The following is a 20,664-nucleotide window of genomic DNA, read 5'->3' on the forward strand; positions in this document are numbered from 1 at the left end:
GGAGTGCTAATTGTTTTTTGAGCGTCCAGATTCTGGTGAAGTTGCTATTTTAGTGCACTTAAAATTAGATAGTGAGCGCGAACCAGAAGATCCGAGAGAATTTGAAGAATTGGTTATTTCTGCAGGCGGAGATCCTGTTTTCTTGGTTGCTGGATCCAGAAGTACCCCCCATCGAAAATATTTCGTTGGCACCGGCAAGCTTGACGAGCTAAAGCAAGCAATCTGCGAGTACTGTGCTGATATTGTAATTTTTAATCATAGCCTTTCTCCTAGCCAAGAAAGAAATCTAGAGGGCGAACTTGAATGTCGCGTATTGGATAGGACAGCGCTAATCCTCGATATTTTTGCACAGCGAGCTCGCACACACGAGGGTAAATTGCAGGTCGAGCTAGCGCAATTGCAACATATGTCAACAAGACTGGTTCGTGGATGGACTCATCTAGAGCGACAAAAAGGAGGTATAGGATTACGAGGTCCAGGAGAAACTCAGCTGGAAACCGATCGAAGATTATTACGTGCTCGAATTAAGTCTATTCTTAAGCGGCTGGAGAAGGTACGAAGTCAACGAAATCAGAGTCGTCGTTCTCGTGAGCGAGCAGAAGTACCTACTGTCTCTTTGGTTGGGTACACGAATGCAGGTAAATCAACGTTATTTAATAGACTTTCGGCATCAAGCGTTTATGTCGCTGACCAGCTTTTTGCAACATTAGATCCGACTATGCGCCATATAGATCTAGATGATGTTGGCTCCACCATTCTGGCGGATACGGTGGGCTTTATTAGCCACTTACCGCATAAACTAATAGAAGCTTTTAAGGCTACACTAGAAGAAACTGCAAGTGCTACGTTGCTTTTGCATGTGGTAGATGCACCTTCTGAAATGCGGCAGATTAATATCAAACATGTTAATGATGTGTTGTCAGAAATTGGTGCCCTAAAACTTCCAACACTGATTATTTTTAATAAAATAGACCTACTGGACCAAACTGACCAAAAGATAGACCGAGATGCAAGCGGCAGGCCGATTGCGGTTTGGCTGTCAGCTCAAACTGGAATTGGGTGTGAACTATTATTGCAAGCAATGTCTGAGTTGTTGTCTAAGGATATGATTTGTGAGCAGCTGAAGATCACCCCAGGTATGGGAAAATTGAGAGCTATTTTTTATCAAAATAATGCAGTCATAGCTGAGACCTTAAGGGATAACGGTGATTCTTTATTAAAAGTCAGAATTCCCAGGATAGACTATCTTCGGATACTAAAGGATTTGAGCATAAATCCTACTCAGTTAACTGAGATTAATTAAATATTTATATTTTTTTAAATAGTATATTTTGGTCTTGAAGTAATAGTATTTAATTGGTGGCAGGGTACAATTGGTAAAACTACGCAAAATATAAAAAACTTGGAGATTATTATGGCTTGGAATGAACCTGGAGGCGGCAAAGACCCTTGGGGCGCCAATAACAGCAGTGATGGCCCTCCAGATATTGACGAGGCGTTGAAAAAAATCCGATCTCGTATAGAGAGCATCTTCGGTTCTGGCGGTGGCGGTGGAAAAAAATCAAGCGGCGGAAGTGGCAACAAGAGTTTGGTTGGACTCATCCTGACTGTTCTAATTATTGGATGGAGCATAACAGGCTTTTATCAAGTTGATGAAAAAGAACAGGCAGTTGTTTTGCGCCTAGGGAAATTCTTGGACACTATGGGGCCTGGACTTCACTGGAATCCCCCTTTAGTAGATAGCGTTACGAAGGTTCGCGTTACTGAGGAACGCCAGTACTCAAGTCAAGGTCAAATGCTGACAGAAGATGAAAATATTGTAGAGTTGCCACTCACCGTGCAATACAACATTAACGATGTAAAATCTTTTGTACTTAATGTAAAAGATCCTGAACTGAGCTTACGTCAAGCTTCTGATAGTGCATTACGCCATGTGGTGGGCAGCAGCAAGCTAGATGAGGTAGTTTCTACAGGGCGCTTAAAAATTGGTGATGAGGTTCAGCTTAGATTACAGACTTATCTCGATAACTATGGCACGGGAATAAAGGTTCGTAAAATCAATATACAGGAAGCTAAACCGCCTAGCCAAGTCAAGGCTGCTTACGATGATGTGATTAAAGCTCGAGAAGACAAAGAGAGGCTTGTTAATGAAGCTCAGACTTATTCGAATGGCATTATTCCTGAAGCCAGAGGCCAAGCCCAGCGATTGATTGAAGAATCTAACGGCTATCTAGAGCAAGTGGTTGCGGAGGCGCAGGGTGAATCGAAGAGATTTGAGCTGTTGTTGTCGGAATACAATAAAGCACCAGAAGTAACACGCCAACGAATTTATTTGGATGCAATGGAAGAAGTTATGAGTAGCAGCACAAAGGTGCTAGTTGATGTTGAGGGCGGCAATAATATGCTTTATCTGCCTCTGGATAAAATTATGCAATCAAGTTCATCGCAAGTAAAACTACCGGCATATGGGTCAAGTAATTCTAATGAAAAATATGATAGCAACTCAAGTCGCCAGAATTCAGCCAGATCAAGGGAGGGTCGTTAGATGACTAGTCGTTCTTTATCCTTAGTACTTCTTTTGGTGTTGGCCCTAGTTGGCAGCAGTTCCTTATATGTCATTCAAGAAACAGAACTAGGTGTCAAATTAAGGTTTGGTCGCCTTATAGAAACTGATATTCAACCAGGATTGCACTATAAAATTCCCTTTGTTGATCAGGTTAGAAAATTTGATGGCAGAGTTCTAACGTTGGATGCAGATCCTGCTAGCTTTTTTACCATAGAAAAGAAGAGGCTAATTGTTGATGCTTTTTCTAAGTGGCGAATCATTGATGTAGATGTTTACTACAGGGCAACTGGCGGCAATCAGGCTGTAGCTCAGGAGCGCTTAGCTAGCCGTGTGAATGATGGCCTGCGTAATCAGTTTGGCGCAAGAACACTACACGAGGTGGTGTCTGGTGAGCGTGATCAGCTAATGAAACACTTAGCAGATAAGCTCAATTTAACTCTTGGTCAATCCTTAGGGGTCGAGGTGGTGGATGTTCGCGTTAAGGGAATTGATTTACCGCCAGAAGTAAGCGAGCAAGTTTATAGGAGAATGAAAGCCGAGCGTGAAAAAGAGGCTAGAATATTGCGTTCTGAGGGGCGCGAATCGGCTGAAAAAATACGCGCAGATGCGGACCGTCAGAAGACAATTTTGCTGGCCAACGCGTATAGGATCGCTGAGGAAACCCGAGGCCAGGGTGATGCAACTGCAACCTCTACTTATGCTGCTGCATATACAAAAAATCCAGAATTTTACGCCTTCATCCGCAGCTTGTCTGCTTACAGAAAATCCTTTGCGAATAAAGGTGATGTACTTTTGGTGGACCCAAAGAGTGACTTCTTTCGTTACTTGAACAGCCAAAAAGGTGAATAATTTAAGAATGGGATGATTGGAATTTTTTGTGACCTATGAGCAAATTTAGATCAAGCAGGTAGATGTAATGGCTGTAGTTAATCAGTGGTTATTGCCAGATGGTATTGAGGATGTATTGCCTGAGCAAGCTCTTAAAATGGAGAAATTGCGTCGACAGGCTTTAGATCTATATTATTCTTGGGGTTATGACTTGGTAATCCCGCCATTGGTGGAGTTTACTGAGTCTCTTTTGAGTGGAACTGGTTCAGATCTTGATTTGATGACGTTCAAGCTAACCGATCAGGTAAGCGGAAGGATGATGGGCGTGCGTGCTGATATCACACCACAAACAAGTCGTATGGACTCACACAGCCTGAAACGAAAAGGTCCCAGTCGTTTGAGTTATGTGGGGCCTGTGCTCTATACGAAACCCCGATATCCGCTAGAAAGTCGATCACCAATTCAAATCGGGGTGGAACTTTATGGCGAGTCAAGACTTTCCGCAGACATCGAAGTTATTCGGTTAATGATCGAAACATTGGCGTTGGCTGGCTTAAAAAATCCGCGATTAGATCTTGGCCATGTCGGTATTTATGAGAGCTTTCTTGAAGTGCTAAGCCTGCCAGATCATAAAGAAAAAGAGCTATTTGATTTGGTTCAGCGAAAATCCATCCCAGAGCTTAATTTTTGGATTTCTAAAAATATACAAGATGGCACGCATGCAGAAATGTTACGATCCTTGGTTGATCTGGCAGGAGATATCTCTGTGTTGGATCAGGCGCGAGAATTTCTCGCTGAAGCTCCAGCAGAGGTTGAACTTGCATTAGACGAACTGCAATCAGTCGCTGATGCCTTAAAGGTAAGCAATCCTGAGCTTGAACTATGCTTTGATCTAAGCGAGTTGCGGGGCTATCATTATCATACTGGGCTAGTTTTTGCTGCATACGCCCCAGATGTGGGGCAGGCTGTTGGTAATGGCGGCAGATATGATCATGTGGGTAAAAATTTTGGCAGATCTCGCGCAGCAACTGGTTTCAATATGAGCCTGCACACGCTGATTCAGTTTACTCAAAATCAAAAAGATCCATCTTCAGGGATCTTTTCGCCAGTCACAGATAGCCACGATCAGTATAAAGCGATACAAAACCTGCGACTAAGTGGCGATCGAGTCATTCTTGGGTTTCCTGATCAAGAGCCAGATTACGATGAGTTGGGCTGCGATCGACAGTTGATCTTAGTTGATGGAAAATTTCAAATCCTTCCTGTGTAACCAAATTTTTTAATGAATCTAGAGAGATCAAATGGGTAAAAATGTAGTAGTCCTTGGCACCCAATGGGGAGACGAGGGCAAGGGTAAAATTGTCGATTTATTGACAGATCAGGCCACTTTGGTTGCTAGGTTTCAGGGCGGTCATAATGCAGGCCATACGCTTGTTATTGATGGCAAAAAAACAATATTGCATCTCATTCCTTCAGGAGTTCTTCGTGAGGGCGTCTTATGCTTGATTGGAAATGGAGTTGTTTTATCTCCTGATGCTTTGTTGGTAGAAATGGAGGAGCTTCACCAACAGGGCGTTCCAGTAAGAAAAAGATTGCGCATTTCTTCCTCCTGCCCATTAATATTGCCGGTACATATTGCTCTTGACCAAGCGCGCGAGAAAGCTAGAGGTGAAGCCAAAATAGGTACTACTGGTAGAGGTATTGGCCCTGCTTATGAAGACAAGGTGGCTCGTCGAGGTCTTCGTTTAGGCGATATATTTAATCGAGACAAGTTTGCATTAAAGCTAAAAGAGTTGATGGACTACCATAATTTTATGCTTACCTCTTTTTATGGAGCAGAGGCTGTGAGCTATAAAGATACTCTCTCTAAAGCTTTAATTTGGGCGGATGAACTACAACCTATGGTTGACGATGTCACTAATATCCTGCATTTAGCTAGAAAGCGTGGCGACAATATAATGTTTGAAGGCGCACAAGGGTCACTATTAGATATTGACCACGGTACGTACCCCTTTGTAACCTCTTCCAACACTACTGCTGGTTCTACAGCAACAGGGAGTGGATTTGGACCATTATACCTAGACTATGTTTTGGGTATCACTAAGGCTTACACTACAAGGGTTGGCTCTGGACCTTTTCCGACAGAATTATTTTGCGATATAGGGAAACATCTTAGTATCAAAGGCCATGAACTTGGTGCTACTACAGGAAGAGAGCGCCGCTGTGGCTGGTTCGATGCTGCAGCTCTTCAGCAAGCTATTCGCATCAACTCAGTGTCTGGAATTTGTTTGACGAAATTGGATGTGTTGGATGGACTTAAAGTCATTAAGATCTGTGTTTCATATCAAGACACTGAGGGTAAAAAAACAGGAATTCCTTGTCACGCTGATGACTATGAAGACCTAATCCCTGTATATGAGGAAATGCCTGGTTGGGTCGAGTCTACGGTAGCAGCTAAGTCGTTAAGTGAGCTTCCTGTTAATGCTAGAAGTTATATTAGGCGCATTGAAGACTTGCTGGATACCCCTGTAGATATTGTTTCTACTGGGCCTGACAGAGTAGAGACTATTGTAGTTCGTCATCCATTTGAGTAATACTTTTTGCAGCATGACGTATAGTTTTCAGTGTAAATTAACAATCGGTATTAAGTTTTCATTTTTGGCTGTTGTTTTTCCGTATGCTATAAGCAATAGATAGCTGCAAAATAGCATTAACGCCATGCTAGCGATCCATAGCATTGATTGTTGCGGATGCGCAGCAAAAGTACCCACCTGATAGACAATAACAGACACTCCGTACGCAAGCAGAGTGTTCCATGTGGCCGAAAAAATTGCCCATGCTTTTCCTGCTTCTTTGTAAATCGCACCTAAAGTTGCAACACAGGGCATATAAAGAAGAATAAAAAGGATATAACTGAAAGCAGCTACCGGGCCATCAAATAATTCCTGCATAAGAGTAATGGTGGAAACTTCTATGTTTTGATCTTTTGCAGAACTTTGTTCATCTTCCAGATTGCCCATGCTTAGCCCAAACGGGTCTTTCCACATTGAGTTCACTTTAGCTAAATTCTCTGGAATGGTAGCAAAGGCTTCTGAAATTCTATCGCCTATGGCCATAGGCGCTTCTTTTGGTGTATTGTTTTTATCTTTAGCCATATTTGAGTAAAGTGCATCCAGGGTGCCAACAACCACTTCTTTTGCAAAAATCCCACTAAAAAGTCCCACAGTGGCAGGCCAATTCTCTTCTTTGATGCCAAGGGGAGAAAACACAGGTGTGATGGTTTTACCGATTACTGAAAGTAGTGATTTGCTAGTATTTTCATTATTGAAAGTTCCGTCTAGACTGATAGAATTTACGAAATTTAAGACAATGACAACCAAAACAATAGCTTTTCCTGCTCGAACTATGAATCCGTGCAGTCGATGCCAGGTATGAGTGAAGAGACCCCTGAGAGTTGGGATATGATAGTTGGGTAGCTCCATAATGAATGGGGATATATCCCGACTTAGAATTTTTTGACGAACCAGTAATCCTGTTAGTAGAGCAAGTATAATCCCGATGAGGTATAAACCAAAAACCACGTTGTGCCCATTTTCAGCAAAAAAAGCTGTAGCAAAGAGAATGTATACAGTTAGCCTTGCACCGCAAGACATGAACGGCGCCATTAAGGTTGTAATTAGACGATCTTGATTGCTGTCCAAGGTCCGGCTTCCCATTACTGACGGAACGTTGCATCCAAAACCTATCACTAGTGGGACAAAAGATTTTCCAGGCAGTCCAAGACTTCTCATCAATCGATCAAGAATAAACGCCGCACGGGCCATGTAACCAGAGTCTTCCAAGAATGTCTGAAAGAGGAACAAAGTTCCTATAACTGGTATAAAGCTGGCAACTAGTTGAATCCCTCCGCCTGCCCCATCTGATATAAATGTTACCAGCCATAGTGGGAAATTTGCAGCTGTGAGCATTTGTCTTGGAGCTTCAACAAATATTGCTCCGGCAGTCATATCAAAAACATCAATGAAAGCCCCGCCAAAATTGATGGCCACCATAAACATTAAATACATTATTCCCAGAAATATAGGGAATGCAAAAAAACGGTTAAGCAGTATTGCATCAAGATAATCAGAGAAGGTTTTTTTTATTTTGGTTTCATGATGGACTGAATCTGCAGTAATTTCTTCGATCCATTTATAGCGATCTGTAATTAAGGTATCCGATACACTGATTGTGAGTTTTGACTCAAGCAAGTTCACCTCTGCCTTTACTTCCTCTTGCAGATCTTTTGGGAAGCCGCTCAATACTGAATCATCTTGCTCCATAACAGCAGTGACTTTAAGTCTACTTGACCCTGGCGAATATTGGTTCATCAAAGAAAGAATTTTATTTGCTGTATCTTCAAGCGGCTTAGAAACAATAACAGGTTGAGACTTATGGTTATTCTTATAAAGATGGTTGCTGGCTACATCTACTAATGTGCCCGTGCCTTCGCTTCGACTAGCGATCATAGGTACTACGGGAAAACCAATTTTTTCTGACAGGTCATAGGGGTCTATATGCACACCATTTTGATCGGCTACATCTATCATATTTAATGCGATAACCAGAGGCGTGCCAGCCTCCATTAACTGTGTGGTTAAATAGAGACCTCGCTCAAGACTAGAAGCATCAATTATATTAATTATTAGGTCAGCACTACCTTCCAATATAAAGTGTTGTGCAAGTTGCTGATCTATAGAGTCAGCCTCACATGAAATATGTAGCGAATATGTTCCAGGAAGATCAACCAGCTTAAAATTAGCGCTTGCATGCTTAAAATGCCCAACTTTTTGCTCTACGGTAACGCCAGGCCAGTTTCCTACTTTTTGATTGGAGCCTGTAAGTGCATTAAAGAGAGTCGTTTTTCCGCAATTTGGATTCCCTACAAGGGCTATAGTAAAGTCATGATTCATAACTTTACTACCATTAAGCCTTCTGCTTCTTGGCTTCTAATGCTTAGACGAAAACCTCTTACCATTATTGCTATGGGATCTCCAAGGGGCGCTCTATGCTGAACGACAAAGAGAGTTCCTGGTGTTAAACCAAGACTCATGAGTCTGTTCCTATAGGATGGAGTTACGTTGACAAGATTGCTAACTCGAGCATTATCGCCAACTGCAAGCTGATTAAAGGATATGTTCATTTGATAGCTAAAATACTTTTTTAAAGTGTAGATGATAATGATTATCAATCAAATATAAGCTATAAGCAATAAAAATAGAGGTAATCCGATCTTTTTTGGTAATTATAGTGGCTGGGTGCGCTAGCTTTTCCAAGAGCTATTTATTGTACCTGTTTGTATTCCCGCATGGCTGATCTTCATATCTTCGAAATGATGTTTAAGCATGAGCTCAATGACAGGAAAAGCTAGATCTTGCCATGGAATCTCATGCTCTTTGAATAAACTAACTTCAAGGGATTCAATGCCGGGGCTAAACGACCCGTTACTAATATAGCCTCGATAAAATAGGTAGACTTGATTGATATGAGGGAGGTCGAATAAGCCACAAAAAACCGGATTATCTATATGGGCGTTCGCTTCTTCTGCGCACTCTCGAAGTGCCGCTTCTAGGCAAGTCTCATTATTTTCCATAAATCCAGCTGGTAGAGTCCAAAAACCTAGGCGCGGCTCAATAGCTCTGCGACACAACAAAACTCGGTCCTCGAAGACTGGAATGCAACCAGTTATAATTTTTGGATTTTGGTAATGAATGGCATCACAGTTAATGCATACGTCACGCTTTCGGTTATCTCCAATGGGGGTCTCCAGACTTGTGGCATGACCACACTCACTACAAAATTTCATAAGATTGTCTTGTTATATGGGTTGTATGGAAATAATTGTTAATATGATTCTATTATATATAAGTGTCATGGAAAAATATCGTGCTCAATGTGTCTAAATTTCAAGAGTTGCAACAAACGAAAATTTATTCAATAATTCCATGAAAACAGTCTCTTCATTTATTTATTTATTGGTTTCAAAATGGCTAACATTGTTCCGTCGCCTTGTGTCTCAGTCTGCGCTATGAGCGAAGAAGATATTTGTGTGGGCTGCTATCGTACATCACGAGAAATTAGAGAATGGATGTTAATGGAGGACCGAGATCGTCTTAAGGTAATAGAAAACGCTTTTCAGCGTTCTCAAAAAAATAATCCCTTTGCTTGAGCGACAGATAGCCCTAGCTTTCATTGTCTGTTTCGTGCTTATTTTTTATTAATAGCTTCTTAACCTGGAGCTTGGACACACTCTTGTCGCTTAACTCTATTGTTTCGATACGATAGCTCTCAAGCTCCAAAGAAACGTTGCCATCCGGAATGTTTTCAAGATGCTCTAAAACCACGCCACTCAAAGTTTTTGGACCACCTGTAGGCAGATCCCAGTTGGCTCTTTTATTTATATCCCTAATGGTTTCTGATCCGTCGATTTCAAAGATGTTGTGCTTGAGTTTAACTATACCCAATTTTTCATCTTCGGCCTTATTGGTGGTAAAGTTTCCCACAATCTCTTCCAGGATGTCTTCTAGCGTCACAAGACCCTCAATTTCACCATATTCGTCTACCACCAGGCCGATTCGTCGTCGATCAAGCCTGAAGTTCAGCAACTGCTTGTTCAGGGGGGTATTTTTTGGAACGAAATAGGGTTCACGGGCAAACCGCTTAAGGGCTTTTTGAGTAAATCCTTCGCCTCCAGCACGCAGTAATCTAGAAACGTTTTTCATATGAAGAAAACCCTCAATATGATTGATATCTCCTCTATAAATTGGCACACGCGTATAACCACAATTGATGATGATATCTAAAAGAATTCCCGTATCATCATCTAGATTTAGTCCCACAATTTCATTACGAGGCACCATGATGTCATTGACGGTTATCTCCTCCAGGTCCAAGATATTAATGAGCATATTTTCATGCTCTGGTGTTTTTTCGCTTGATATCCCCACCACAGTCCGAAGTTCATCTTTGCTTAGGCTATCATCTCGACTTTTGTCTGGATTAATTCCAAAAATCCTTAATAGTCCATTCGAAAGTTGATTTACCAGCCATACAAAAGGATAAAATACTATTAGGAGTGGTCTAAGTATGTGGCTAGAGAAAAAAGCGATACCTTCTGGATGTAGCGCTGCCACCGTTTTTGGGGTGACTTCGGCAAATATGAGCACTACCAATGTCAACAGTAGTGTGCCGAAAAATATACCAGCATCGCCATAGAGTCGAATCGCTATGACCGTTGCAATTGCTGAGCAAAGGATATGGGTAAGATTGTTACCGATTAAAATGATCCCAATCAACCTATCTGGGCGCATTAAGAGTTTGTGGGCTTTCCGGGCTCCACGATGATTTTTTTTGAGATGATCCAACCGATACCGGTTGAGAGACATCATCGCGGTTTCTGAGCTAGAAAAAAATGCTGATAGTATTAACAGGCCGCCGAGAATAGAAAATAGCAACCCTATGGGAGCGTCGTTCAAAGAATGTGGAACCTTTTTTTCTTATAGAGGATGTATGTTGAAGATTTTTGCGCAGATTGGCAAGCATTCTATGGATATATCAATAATGTTATTGATGATTGAGACGTTTATTTTTATAAACTGTATTAATTAGTTAGCTGGAAAGCAGTACCTCTAAAACGAATTTGGTGCCCCAGTAAGCAACAGCTAAGGTGATGAATCCAGACAGCGTCCAGCGTACGGCAGTTTTTCCTCTCCAGCCTTGTGTGTGCCTACCCCAAAGCAAAATAGCAAAAAATATCCAAGAAAAAATCGAGAAAAATGTTTTATGAGCAAGATGCTGTGCAAAGAAATCTTCAAAAAATATCAAACCTGTTGCTAGCGATAGCGTCAATAAGCCAAAACCAACCCAGAGTGCTTCAAATAAGAGAGACTCCATTGTCTGAATGGACGGAAAAATTTGTGAAAAAATTCCAAAATGCTTATGGCGCAATCTCCATTCTTGAAGAGATAAAAATAATGCCTGAAAGGCGGCAAGGGTCAGTAAACTGTATGATAAAATTGAAGTCAAGACATGAAAGCCCATCTGGATTGAAACTTCAGAAGAGGTTATTTCAGCATCCTTGGCCGTCATAGCCAAAAAAATTATTAGCGCGCTTAGGGGAAATAAAACCAAAAACAAATTTTGGAGCTGTTTTCGATGGCGACTACCTAGCACAATGAAATTAACTGTAAACGCAATGACAGTTGTCATCGGGAGTAGGCCAAAGTTTATTCCTTGATCAGTGATAAGCCATTGGAAGCTTGCGTAGCCATTGGCAGCTATAGCTAAAGTTGCGATTAAGAAGAAAACAGTAGTTCTTTGTGCTCCGCCCTTGCTAAGCTGTAAAGCCAGATAAAAGCTTGAGATCAGATAAAGTGCAATTGAAGCGGTAGCGGTAAACATAGTATGTTTTGTTCTTTTGTTATTTATGTCGGTGTTACAATAATATCAAAGTGTGCCATAGATATGGTTCAGCGAAAAGGACTGGCGCACGCCTGTTAGTTTTAAAAAAAAGACCCTGAGGACTAGTAGAAAAAACTCTGAATACATTTTGCAGGAACTTGGCCCAAGAAACTGAATGGCAATATAAATTACAAAAATTTAGATAAGGTTTATCGAGGCTATACGTAAAAATATTTAAGATATGATAAAAAAGAACCCAATTGATTAACCCTATGATGGAAAACTGACTATGGCAATTTTTGAGAATCTTAGCAATCGCTTAGCTAGCTCCTTTAAAAAAATTTCCGGCAAAGCAAATCTTACTGAAGAAAATATTCAGGCTACGTTAAAAGAAGTTCGAATGGCCCTTCTTGAGGCAGATGTTGCTTTACCAGTAGTAAAAAACTTTGTTGAAGCCGTCAAACAGCGCGCTCTAGGGCAAGATGTCGCTAAGAGCCTTACCCCGAGTCAGCAGCTCTTAAAAATTGTTCAAGCTGAGCTAGAGCATGTGATGGGCGATAGCAACGAGGAGCTGAATCTTGCTGCCCAAGCCCCAGCTGTTGTTTTGGTGGCCGGTTTACAAGGGGCTGGTAAAACTACTTCTGTTGCAAAACTGGCAAAATTTTTCGTCGAGCAGAAAAAGAAAAAAGTGATGGTTGTAAGTGCCGATATTTATCGGCCGGCCGCAATAAAGCAGCTAGAGGTATTAGCGAATGAAGTCGGTATTGATTTCTATCCCAGCGAGCCCTCGCAAAACCCTGTCGATATTGTTTCGGGCGCCCTTAAATCTGCCAAGATAAAGTTTATGGATGTCCTGCTAATTGATACAGCCGGACGTCTTCACGTTGATAGTGATTTGATGGATGAAATTCAGTGCATACATGCAGCAGTTAATCCAGTAGAAACACTATTTGTCGTTGACGCTATGATTGGACAGGATGCAGTTGTTACCGCCAAAGCCTTTAGCGATGCTTTGCCTTTAACTGGGATTATTCTTACCAAAATAGATGGAGATGCTCGTGGCGGCGCGGCGCTTTCTGTCCGGCAGGTGACAGGAAAACCAATCAAATTTTTAGGGACTGGAGAAAAAACAGACGCACTAGAGCCTTTTTATCCAGAGCGAATAGCATCTCGCATACTCGGAATGGGCGATGTTATGTCGCTGATCGAAGAGGTTGAGCAGAAGGTTGATCATAAAAAAGCAGAGCAGCTAGCAAAGAAAGTTTCACAGGGCAAAAGATTTGATTTAAATGATTTAAAGGATCAGTTGCAGCAAATGAAAAATATGGGTGGACTATCGGGAATGATGGAGAAATTGCCTGGGCTGGGAAATATGCCGCAAATGCCCACAAAACCAGATATGGCAGAAAATTTCTCTCGAATGGAATTTATTATTGATTCAATGACCTCTCTGGAGCGTAGTAAGCCAGAAATTTTAAATGGTTCTCGTAAACGCCGAATTACTCAAGGTTCCGGTACAACGCTTCAAGACCTAAACCGTTTGTTAAAGCAGCACAAGCAGATGGGGATGATGATGAAAAAAATGAAAGGTAAAGGGTTGCAGCGAATGATGCAGGGAATGTCTGGAGGTATGCCCTCGCCTGGAGGAGGTATTTTTCCGGGGGGGAGCGGAAAAAGTCCTTTCTGATAACAGCTTGATAGATCTGTTTATTTTTCGCAGGTTAAGCTAAAACTGTACTCGCTGAGATCTTTTGGTTATAATTTCGCGCCTTTGAATATCCTCGGTTTTTGCATTGCATTTGATTATATTTTAATAATGCAATTCATGGCCGGTAAGTTGAAATAGTTAATAAAAAGAGAAGCTTCATGGTAACAATTCGTTTAGCTCGTGGGGGCTCCAAAAAACGCCCTTTTTATCATATTCATGTTACTGACAGTCGTCGGGCGCGTGATAGTAAGTATATAGAAAGAATTGGATTCTTTAATCCTGTGGCACGAGGACAGGAAGAGCGTCTCCGCGTAGACGCTGATCGAGTTCAGCACTGGGTTGGACTCGGTGCAGGTATGAGTGATCGCGTTTCTCGCTTGATAAAAGAATCTGCTGCAGCCTGATGCTGATAAGACTTTTTGACTGAAGTGAGCCGGATATCTGTTGTTTCAGGGCCATCTAGCCCGCCAGATCTTGTGGTGGTGGCGCGAATCACAACTATTCATGGCGTTAAAGGATGGGTTAAAATTCATCCATATACTGATGAACCAGAAAATATTTTTGACTATAAGCCTTGGTGGCTACAAACAGATCAAGGCTGGAAAGAGATTCAAGTTGTCCAGTACAAGGTGGCAAGTCAAAATTTGATTGTTCAAATATTAGATTTTGATGATAGAGATATTGCTCGACAAGAGTTATGCCAAAAAAATATTGCAGTAGAGCGATCAGAGTTTCCGGAATTAGATTCAAATGAGTATTATTGGCATCAACTTGAAGGATTGAGAGTTATCTCAATTCAAGACGGAATTGATCTCGGTGTTGTGGCCGGTTTAATGGAAACCGGTGCAAATGACGTGCTTGAGGTAAAAGGTGATATCGATAGCTTGGACTTTAAAGAGAGGCTGATCCCTTACACGAAGCAGGTTGTTTTGACTGTAAATCTTATTTCTAAAAAGATTGAAGTGGACTGGGATGCTGAATTTTAAAAGCACTTAAGTAGAACGCTGGAGTCATCAAATAAGTCATGGGGGCGCGGCAATGAAGATAGCTTTGGTCACGCTATTTCCTGAAATGTTTGATGCGGTACTTAATTATGGTGTAAGTGGCCGCGCTGTTAAACTTGGTCTTGTTGATGTTGAGACGTTCAACCCCAGAACGCATACTGTTGATCGCCATCAGACGGTAGACCATAGGCCATATGGTGGCGGCCCCGGAATGGTTTTTATGGTTGGGCCATTGCGTCAATCAATCAGAGAAGCACGAGAGTGGATAGGAGGTGAAGCTAAGGTTATTTACTTATCTCCTCAAGGAAGGGTGTTAGACCAAGAGGGTGCAAAGTCATTGGTTGTCGATCAGAATCTTATATTGATCGCTGGACGATATGAAGGTGTAGACGAGAGGTTGATTGAGCTAGAAGTTGATGAAGAATGGTCTATTGGTGACTACGTGCTTAGCGGTGGAGAGTTGGCTGCTATGGTGATAATGGATACAATAGTGCGTCAGCTTCCTGGAGCCCTAGGTCATGAAGAGTCTGCACAGCAGGATTCATTCTCAGAGGGTTTACTGGATCACCCTCACTACACGAGACCTGAATGTTACGAAAATTTGAAAGTTCCGGATGTATTATTGTCAGGAAACCATAAAGATATTAAGCAATGGCGGCTAAGAGAGTCACTAAAACGAACTTGGCAGAGACGACCAGACTTGTTAGAAGGTATGACGCTTAATGAAGAGCAACAAGAAATACTTGATAGTCTAGCTAAACATAGTGTTTCAGAAGAGTCGACTGACGAAAGCAAGTAGGTTGCTTTCCTCTCTGTTCGACGCTACTCAAAAAAAGGTGAATAGCACCAAATTATAAAAGCTGAGGAGCAAACCATGAGCGGTAAAAATTCAATTATAGCAGCAATCGAAGCGGAACAGATGGGTAAAGAACTCCCGCAATTTTCACCTGGTGATACTGTTGTGGTGCAGGTGAAGGTTATCGAAGGTACGCGTGAGCGCCTTCAGGCTTTTGAAGGTGTTGTGATTGCTAAACGCAATCGTGCCCTCAATTCTGCCTTTACTGTGCGTAAGATATCAAACGGTATTGGCGTGGAGCGTACTTTTCAAACCTATAGTCCGCAGGTTGAAAGTATAGCTGTCTCTCGTCGTGGGGATGTGCGACAAGCTAAGTTATATTACCTACGTGAACTGTCAGGTCGTAAGGCGCGTATTAAAGAAAAATTAGGCTAAATATAACTTAGCTCTCGTGAGCAAGGTTGGCTCAAAAAGAAAGGTGCTATTTGCTAGCGCCTTTTTTGTTGAATAAAATTATTGAGATATCAGTTGACGGAGTAGCCTCTTGAGCACTATAGGTTGTAATATGTACTATTGTGCTCAGTGCTGAAGTTTCGGGTATTTAGAATAAAATATGACTGTTATTAGCAATGCCAATCAGCTTCTTATTGATAGCTACCTTGATTCCATATGGATGGAAAAAGGGTTAAGTCGAAATAGTCTGGAATCTTATGGTCGTGATTTGAGGAGCTTTGCTAAATGGCTCGATCCTCAAGGCATCAAACTGCTAGCAGTTGTGCGCCAAAACTTACAAATATTTCTATCGCATCGCTTTGAGCAAGGCTTATCTGCAAGAACCACAGCAAGGCAATTGTCATGTTTGCGCGGATTTTATCGCCACTTTTTACGAGAAAAAAAGATACAAATAGACCCTACAGCGTTAGTGGGTAATCCAAAATTAGGGCGCCCACTTCCTAAGAGCTTGTCTGAAGATGATATCGAAATATTACTAGCCACTCCAAATGTTGAAGATATTTTGGGGTTACGCGACAGAACTATGCTAGAAGTTCTTTATGCTTCTGGGTTGAGGATAACAGAGCTGATAAGCTTAAGGTTACATGAGATAAATTTACGTCAAGGAGTTGTCAGGGTATTTGGTAAAGGCAGCAAAGAAAGACTTGTGCCTTTAGGGGAAGAAGCAATGAGTTGGCTGGACAGGTATCTTAAGTGTTCAAGACCCATGTTGTTAAATCAGGTTCAAAGTGATGTTCTATTTGTTAGCACTAGAGCTCAACAGATGACACGACAAACGTTTTGGCATCGATTGAAGCGGCATGCTAAAGATGCAGGAATAGAAAAGCCTATTTCACCACATACACTCCGCCATGCTTTTGCAACTCATTTATTAAACCATGGTGCTGATCTCAGAGTGGTTCAATTATTGTTGGGGCATAGTGATCTTTCGACCACCCAAATCTATACTCATGTAGCTAATAGTCGCATGAAAGCGTTGCATGCCGAGCATCACCCTAGGGGCTAGACTGCACAAAAAAATAAATATTTATGGTGAAGAAAATATGAATTTGTTAACAATAAGATCCTATATTTTGGTGGCATTTTGCCTACTATGTTTTGCTATACCAGTAGCTGCCGAAGGTGTGTCTGTGGAGGTTGCTAAAAAAATTACAGATACACTTAAAGCATCTCGCCCAGATTTAAACTTTGGAAATGTAGAAAAGACACAAATTCAAGGCCTTTATCTGATTAGAGTTAATACTACACAGTTTCTTTATGTCGGAGAAGCAGGAGAATATGCAATAGCGGGAGAGATGTACCATGCTCGGCCCGGAGAGTTTGTACCTGTTGTAGCTCAACATATTACAGAGATGCGTAAAAATAAAATGGATGTTATTCCCTTGGATGATGTGATCATATTTCCTTCATTAACAGGCAAGACTAAAGCAATCCTTTATGTTTTTACTGATGTGGATTGCCATTTTTGTCGAAAATTTCATAATGAAACCTTGTCTGACCTTTCTGCGCGGGGCGTAGAGGTCAGGTATCTGGCCTTCCCGAGAGCGGGTATTGGTTCTGACTCATATAAGAAAATGACTTCTGCTTGGTGCGCTAGTGATAAAAAACAAGCATTGTCAGCTTTAAAGAATCGTGAAACTATCCCTGAGAATATTTGTAACGAAAATCCTATTGCTGATCAATATGATCTCGGTCAAGAAATAGGTATTACAGGCACACCTACGATGCTTTTGGGGGATGGAACGCTATTGATGGGCTACCGTCCGGCTAAAGAGCTATTGGTAGTCATGGGGATTGAGTAACCTAGGGGATTGGTGGTTCAGTAGTTTGTGCTTAAACTTTGCCACTACCATTGACAGTTACATTGCCGACTATTATGGTTGCGAACCTCTTGTTGGGCGCAAGCCCTTAGTTTTTCATGTAGAGGTTAAAGCGTTATATTGAACCTATGCTTGTGATGATTATTTTTTATTTTAGGCGTAAAAACTAACTTTAAAATCAGGGCGAATACATTGAATTCTGTAAATATCGGTATTTGTGGTTTAGGTACTGTAGGAAGCGGCACAATTAATGTGCTAAGTCGAAATCTCAAAGAGATTAGCGCTCGTGTGGGTCGTGAGATTGTTGTGTGCCAGGTTGGAGCCAGACGTGATAACGCGGATTGTGATTTAACAGGAATAGACATCTCTCGAGACATATTCTCTGTGGCAGATAACCCTGATGTTGATATTTTAGTAGAGCTTATTGGTGGAACTACAGTTGCCAGGGATTTGGTGTTAAGAGCTATTGCTAACGGGAAGCATGTCGTTACTGCCAACAAGGCTTTAATCGCTGAGTCTGGTAATGAAATTTTTGCCGCCGCTGTAGAGAAAGGCGTTACCGTTGCATTTGAAGCCGCAGTAGCTGGAGGTATTCCGATCGTGAAAGCTATTCGAGAGGGGTTGATTGCTAATGATATTGAATGGATTGTAGGAATAATTAATGGAACTTCTAATTTCATTTTGACTGAAATTAGAGATAAGAATCGTGAGTTTATGGATGTTTTGCAAGAAGCTCAAAAACTTGGTTATGCTGAAGCTGACCCTACCTTTGATGTTGAGGGTATCGACGCAGCACATAAACTAGCTATTTTAGCCTCCTTGGCATTTGGGTGCCCTTTACAGTTTGATAAGATTTTTACTGAAGGAATTGCCAAAATTGAACCCCAAGACGTCGTATATGCCGAGCAGCTTGGATATCGAATTAAACACCTAGGCGTGACTAGAAAAAGAAACGACGCAATCGAATTACGTGTCCACCCAGCATTAATACCTGAGAAGCGTTTAATAGCTAATGTAGATGGAGTTATGAATGCAGTATTAGTCAAAGGTAATGCAGTTGGGCCTAGCATGTACTATGGCTCTGGAGCTGGTGCCGAGGCAACTGCTTCTGCAGTAATTGCTGATATTTGTGATATTGCTCGAACATTGGGGGCTGGACCAGAGCAGCGTACCCCACATTATGGCTTTCAGTCGGATCAGTTGAGGCAAATCAATGTGCTGCCTATTAGTGAGATAGAAACTGCCAGTTATATGAGGATTACTGCTCTAGATGTTCCGGGGGTGCTGACTCAAATCACCAAGGCTTTGAGTGAAGAAAATATAAGTATTGAGGCTGTGATTCAAAAAGAGCCTGCAGCAGGCAAGGATCACGCTCAATTGATTCTTCTGACTAATAGCACTCTGGAGAAATATCTAGATAAGGCTGTGGAAAAAATCCAGGCTCTAGAAGTGATAGCGGGTGATGTCGTCAGGATAAGGGTTGAGTCATTGATTTGAGCAACTGTAAAGCATCTCGGCAAGCAGCTAAATTAAAGATAGTAAGCGAAGGTCAGTCAGGTAGGTGGTTATCTTGAAATATATTAGTACGCGTGGGCAATCCCCCGCATTATCATTTGAGGATGCAATGTTGGCAGGCCTTGCGAGTGACGGGGGTTTGTATGTGCCAGAAAAAATTCCTCAGTTCTCCAAAGAAGAAATCGCTTCGTGGGCTTCTTTATCTTATCAGGAGCTGGCCTTCAAGGTAATGTCACCGTTTGTGGATGGAGAAGTCCCAGACGATGAATTAAGAGAGTTGATTCAAAAAACTTATAGTACTTTTCGTCACGATGCTATCGCCCCTCTCGTACAGACTGCCCATAACGAGTTTATTCTTGAGTTATTTCATGGTCCCACTCTAGCGTTTAAGGACTTTGCTTTGCAATTTCTCGGCAATCTGCTGGATTATGTTTTGAAAAAAAAGGATCAACGTGTAGTTATTATGGGTGCCACTTCTGGTGATACTGGTTCAGCAGCAATTGAAGGATGTCGCCATAGTGATAATGTAGATATCTTTATTTTACATCCTCACAATAGGGTCTCTGAAGTACAACGCAGACAAATGACGACAGTTCTTCAGAAAAATGTTTTCAATCTAGCCCTAGAGGGAAATTTTGACGATTGCCAGAATATGGTAAAGAGTAGCTTCGGAGATCAATCATTTCTGCCACCTGATCGCCAACTTGTAGCAGTTAATTCGATTAACTGGGTAAGAATTATGGCCCAGATTGTGTATTATTTTTATGCAGGTTTGGCATTAGACGCTCCTCACCGCGCTGTATCATTTTCAGTTCCCACTGGAAATTTTGGAGATATCTTTGCAGGTTATCTGGCAAAAAAAATGGGTCTACCGATAGATCGGCTAGTTATTGCTACAAATGCTAATGATATTTTGCACCGATGTATTAGTAATAATGACCATAGCCTTGAGACTTTAGTGCAAAGCCTTTCACCATCTATGGATATCATGGTGTCTAGCAACTTTGAACGAATGCTGTTCGATCTTTATGATCAAGATGGCGGGGCTATTAACAACTTAATGTTGAATTTTAAAACAACGGGCAAATTAATCTTAAGCGATCTAGCATTAACTAAGGCTCGAGCAGTATTTACAAGCTATCGGTTGGATGATAAAACCATGACTCAGGTGATGACTCACTTTTGGGAAGCCACTGGGTACCTTTTGGACCCCCATACCGCTATTGGTGTTGAAGCAGCACGTAAAACACTTTATCGGCAAGATATTCCCGTAGTCTGTCTTTCTACAGCCCACCCTGCAAAATTTCCTGAATCGATACGTAAAGCGGGATTCTCTAATGAACCTGAATTGCCTCGATATATGGCAGATTTATTTGACAGGAAAGAAAGTTATTCTGTGCAGCCTAATAATATAGAGGTAGTGCAACAATTCATTGCTGATAACATCCGTTGATTGTTAAAGACAGTTATTTTCC

General features: G+C 41.6%; 20 protein-coding genes. 15 read left to right on the forward strand and 5 right to left on the reverse strand.

All coding sequences use genetic code 11. The features are described from left to right. Positions 1 to 10 precede the first annotated feature (10 nt). The 5 genes from hflX to ABXT41_RS01545 all read left to right on the forward strand — a co-directional run bounded on the left by hflX (position 11) and on the right by ABXT41_RS01545 (position 5,988). Positions 11 to 1,303 (forward strand): ribosome rescue GTPase HflX, encoded by a 1,293-nt coding sequence (gene hflX / locus ABXT41_RS01525; protein ID WP_415391082.1) that lies wholly within the window; start codon positions 11 to 13, stop codon positions 1,301 to 1,303. Positions 1,304 to 1,414: 111 nt separating this feature from the next. Beyond that, entirely contained in the window at positions 1,415 to 2,545 is a 1,131-nt protein-coding gene (gene hflK, locus ABXT41_RS01530; protein ID WP_415391083.1) for an FtsH protease activity modulator HflK, read from the forward strand. Further along, the gene (hflC, locus tag ABXT41_RS01535; protein ID WP_415391084.1) at positions 2,546 to 3,415 is read left to right on the forward strand and encodes a protease modulator HflC; all 870 of its coding nucleotides are present in this window, start codon (positions 2,546 to 2,548) and stop codon (positions 3,413 to 3,415) included. It begins immediately after the preceding gene. Positions 3,416 to 3,482: 67 nt separating this feature from the next. After that, positions 3,483 to 4,664: an ATP phosphoribosyltransferase regulatory subunit gene (locus ABXT41_RS01540; protein ID WP_415391085.1), complete on the forward strand. Its 1,182-nt coding sequence runs from the start codon at positions 3,483 to 3,485 to the stop codon at positions 4,662 to 4,664. Between the two features lie 31 nt (positions 4,665 to 4,695). Next, positions 4,696 to 5,988 carry an adenylosuccinate synthase gene (locus ABXT41_RS01545; RefSeq protein ID WP_415391086.1) on the forward strand — a complete coding sequence of 431 codons (1,293 nt, stop codon included), beginning with the start codon at positions 4,696 to 4,698 and terminating at the stop codon, positions 5,986 to 5,988. Between the two features lie 27 nt (positions 5,989 to 6,015). On the opposite strand, the gene feoB is transcribed toward ABXT41_RS01545, so the two are convergent. The 3 genes from feoB to ABXT41_RS01560 all read right to left on the reverse strand — a co-directional run bounded on the left by feoB (position 6,016) and on the right by ABXT41_RS01560 (position 9,239). Continuing rightward, positions 6,016 to 8,346 (reverse strand): Fe(2+) transporter permease subunit FeoB, encoded by a 2,331-nt coding sequence (gene feoB / locus ABXT41_RS01550; protein WP_415391087.1) that lies wholly within the window; start codon positions 8,344 to 8,346, stop codon positions 6,016 to 6,018. Further along, positions 8,343 to 8,576 (reverse strand): FeoA family protein, encoded by a 234-nt coding sequence (locus ABXT41_RS01555; RefSeq protein WP_415391088.1) that lies wholly within the window; start codon positions 8,574 to 8,576, stop codon positions 8,343 to 8,345. The genes feoB and ABXT41_RS01555 overlap by 4 nt, the downstream gene beginning before the upstream one ends. A gap of 120 nt (positions 8,577 to 8,696) precedes the next feature. Next, positions 8,697 to 9,239, reverse strand: a complete 543-nt coding sequence (locus ABXT41_RS01560) for an NUDIX hydrolase (RefSeq protein WP_415391089.1) — start codon at positions 9,237 to 9,239, stop codon at positions 8,697 to 8,699. Positions 9,240 to 9,419: 180 nt separating this feature from the next. Here ABXT41_RS01560 and ABXT41_RS01565 point away from each other — a divergent pair, with 180 nt between their 5' ends. Further along, complete coding sequence (locus tag ABXT41_RS01565) at positions 9,420 to 9,602, forward strand: DUF1289 domain-containing protein (RefSeq protein ID WP_415391090.1); 183 nt, start codon at positions 9,420 to 9,422, stop codon at positions 9,600 to 9,602. 13 nt (positions 9,603 to 9,615) lie between these two features. Here ABXT41_RS01565 and ABXT41_RS01570 read toward each other — a convergent pair whose 3' ends face one another. After that, entirely contained in the window at positions 9,616 to 10,908 is a 1,293-nt protein-coding gene (locus ABXT41_RS01570; protein WP_415391091.1) for an HlyC/CorC family transporter, read from the reverse strand. A gap of 133 nt (positions 10,909 to 11,041) precedes the next feature. Next, positions 11,042 to 11,833 (reverse strand): inner membrane protein YpjD, encoded by a 792-nt coding sequence (locus tag ABXT41_RS01575; RefSeq protein ID WP_415391092.1) that lies wholly within the window; start codon positions 11,831 to 11,833, stop codon positions 11,042 to 11,044. 295 nt (positions 11,834 to 12,128) lie between these two features. Here ABXT41_RS01575 and ffh point away from each other — a divergent pair, with 295 nt between their 5' ends. From ffh to thrC, 9 genes are all read left to right on the forward strand, one after another. Next, positions 12,129 to 13,520 carry a signal recognition particle protein gene (gene ffh, locus ABXT41_RS01580; protein ID WP_415391431.1) on the forward strand — a complete coding sequence of 464 codons (1,392 nt, stop codon included), beginning with the start codon at positions 12,129 to 12,131 and terminating at the stop codon, positions 13,518 to 13,520. 179 nt (positions 13,521 to 13,699) lie between these two features. After that, positions 13,700 to 13,945, forward strand: a complete 246-nt coding sequence (rpsP, locus tag ABXT41_RS01585) for a 30S ribosomal protein S16 (protein ID WP_415391093.1) — start codon at positions 13,700 to 13,702, stop codon at positions 13,943 to 13,945. A gap of 24 nt (positions 13,946 to 13,969) precedes the next feature. Continuing rightward, positions 13,970 to 14,527 (forward strand): ribosome maturation factor RimM, encoded by a 558-nt coding sequence (gene rimM, locus ABXT41_RS01590; protein ID WP_415391432.1) that lies wholly within the window; start codon positions 13,970 to 13,972, stop codon positions 14,525 to 14,527. A gap of 52 nt (positions 14,528 to 14,579) precedes the next feature. Beyond that, positions 14,580 to 15,344: a tRNA (guanosine(37)-N1)-methyltransferase TrmD gene (gene trmD / locus ABXT41_RS01595; protein ID WP_415391094.1), complete on the forward strand. Its 765-nt coding sequence runs from the start codon at positions 14,580 to 14,582 to the stop codon at positions 15,342 to 15,344. 75 nt (positions 15,345 to 15,419) lie between these two features. Further along, positions 15,420 to 15,776, forward strand: a complete 357-nt coding sequence (gene rplS, locus ABXT41_RS01600; RefSeq protein WP_415391095.1) for a 50S ribosomal protein L19 — start codon at positions 15,420 to 15,422, stop codon at positions 15,774 to 15,776. 178 nt (positions 15,777 to 15,954) lie between these two features. Then, a complete protein-coding gene (gene xerD / locus ABXT41_RS01605; protein WP_415391096.1) occupies positions 15,955 to 16,860 on the forward strand; it encodes a site-specific tyrosine recombinase XerD in 906 nt (301 codons plus the stop codon). Positions 16,861 to 16,897: 37 nt separating this feature from the next. After that, entirely contained in the window at positions 16,898 to 17,656 is a 759-nt protein-coding gene (locus ABXT41_RS01610) for a DsbC family protein (protein WP_415391097.1), read from the forward strand. Between the two features lie 210 nt (positions 17,657 to 17,866). Then, the gene (locus tag ABXT41_RS01615; protein WP_415391098.1) at positions 17,867 to 19,171 is read left to right on the forward strand and encodes a homoserine dehydrogenase; all 1,305 of its coding nucleotides are present in this window, start codon (positions 17,867 to 17,869) and stop codon (positions 19,169 to 19,171) included. Positions 19,172 to 19,244: 73 nt separating this feature from the next. Further along, on the forward strand, positions 19,245 to 20,642 hold the full coding sequence (gene thrC, locus ABXT41_RS01620; protein ID WP_415391099.1) for a threonine synthase: 1,398 nt from the start codon (positions 19,245 to 19,247) through the stop codon (positions 20,640 to 20,642). Positions 20,643 to 20,664 lie beyond the last annotated feature (22 nt).

Source organism: Porticoccus sp. Uisw_050_02 (assembly GCF_047729555.1).
Taxonomy (GTDB): Bacteria; Pseudomonadota; Gammaproteobacteria; order Pseudomonadales; family Porticoccaceae; genus Porticoccus.

Excerpts from the sequence above, each read along its gene's own strand:
- rplS (WP_415391095.1), top strand. The coding sequence starts at position 15,420 with ATGAGCGGTAAAAATTCAATTATAGCAGCAATCGAAGCGGAACAGATG.
- hflC (WP_415391084.1), top strand. The coding sequence starts at position 2,546 with ATGACTAGTCGTTCTTTATCCTTAGTACTTCTTTTGGTGTTGGCCCTA.
- hflK (WP_415391083.1), top strand. The coding sequence starts at position 1,415 with ATGGCTTGGAATGAACCTGGAGGCGGCAAAGACCCTTGGGGCGCCAAT.
- ABXT41_RS01540 (WP_415391085.1), top strand. The coding sequence starts at position 3,483 with ATGGCTGTAGTTAATCAGTGGTTATTGCCAGATGGTATTGAGGATGTA.
- ABXT41_RS01565 (WP_415391090.1), top strand. The coding sequence starts at position 9,420 with ATGGCTAACATTGTTCCGTCGCCTTGTGTCTCAGTCTGCGCTATGAGC.
- feoB (WP_415391087.1), bottom strand. The coding sequence starts at position 8,346 with ATGAATCATGACTTTACTATAGCCCTTGTAGGGAATCCAAATTGCGGA.
- ABXT41_RS01545 (WP_415391086.1), top strand. The coding sequence starts at position 4,696 with ATGGGTAAAAATGTAGTAGTCCTTGGCACCCAATGGGGAGACGAGGGC.
- ABXT41_RS01610 (WP_415391097.1), top strand. The coding sequence starts at position 16,898 with ATGAATTTGTTAACAATAAGATCCTATATTTTGGTGGCATTTTGCCTA.
- ABXT41_RS01555 (WP_415391088.1), bottom strand. The coding sequence starts at position 8,576 with ATGAACATATCCTTTAATCAGCTTGCAGTTGGCGATAATGCTCGAGTT.
- xerD (WP_415391096.1), top strand. The coding sequence starts at position 15,955 with ATGACTGTTATTAGCAATGCCAATCAGCTTCTTATTGATAGCTACCTT.
- trmD (WP_415391094.1), top strand. The coding sequence starts at position 14,580 with ATGAAGATAGCTTTGGTCACGCTATTTCCTGAAATGTTTGATGCGGTA.
- rpsP (WP_415391093.1), top strand. The coding sequence starts at position 13,700 with ATGGTAACAATTCGTTTAGCTCGTGGGGGCTCCAAAAAACGCCCTTTT.
- ABXT41_RS01560 (WP_415391089.1), bottom strand. The coding sequence starts at position 9,239 with ATGAAATTTTGTAGTGAGTGTGGTCATGCCACAAGTCTGGAGACCCCC.
- ABXT41_RS01575 (WP_415391092.1), bottom strand. The coding sequence starts at position 11,833 with ATGTTTACCGCTACCGCTTCAATTGCACTTTATCTGATCTCAAGCTTT.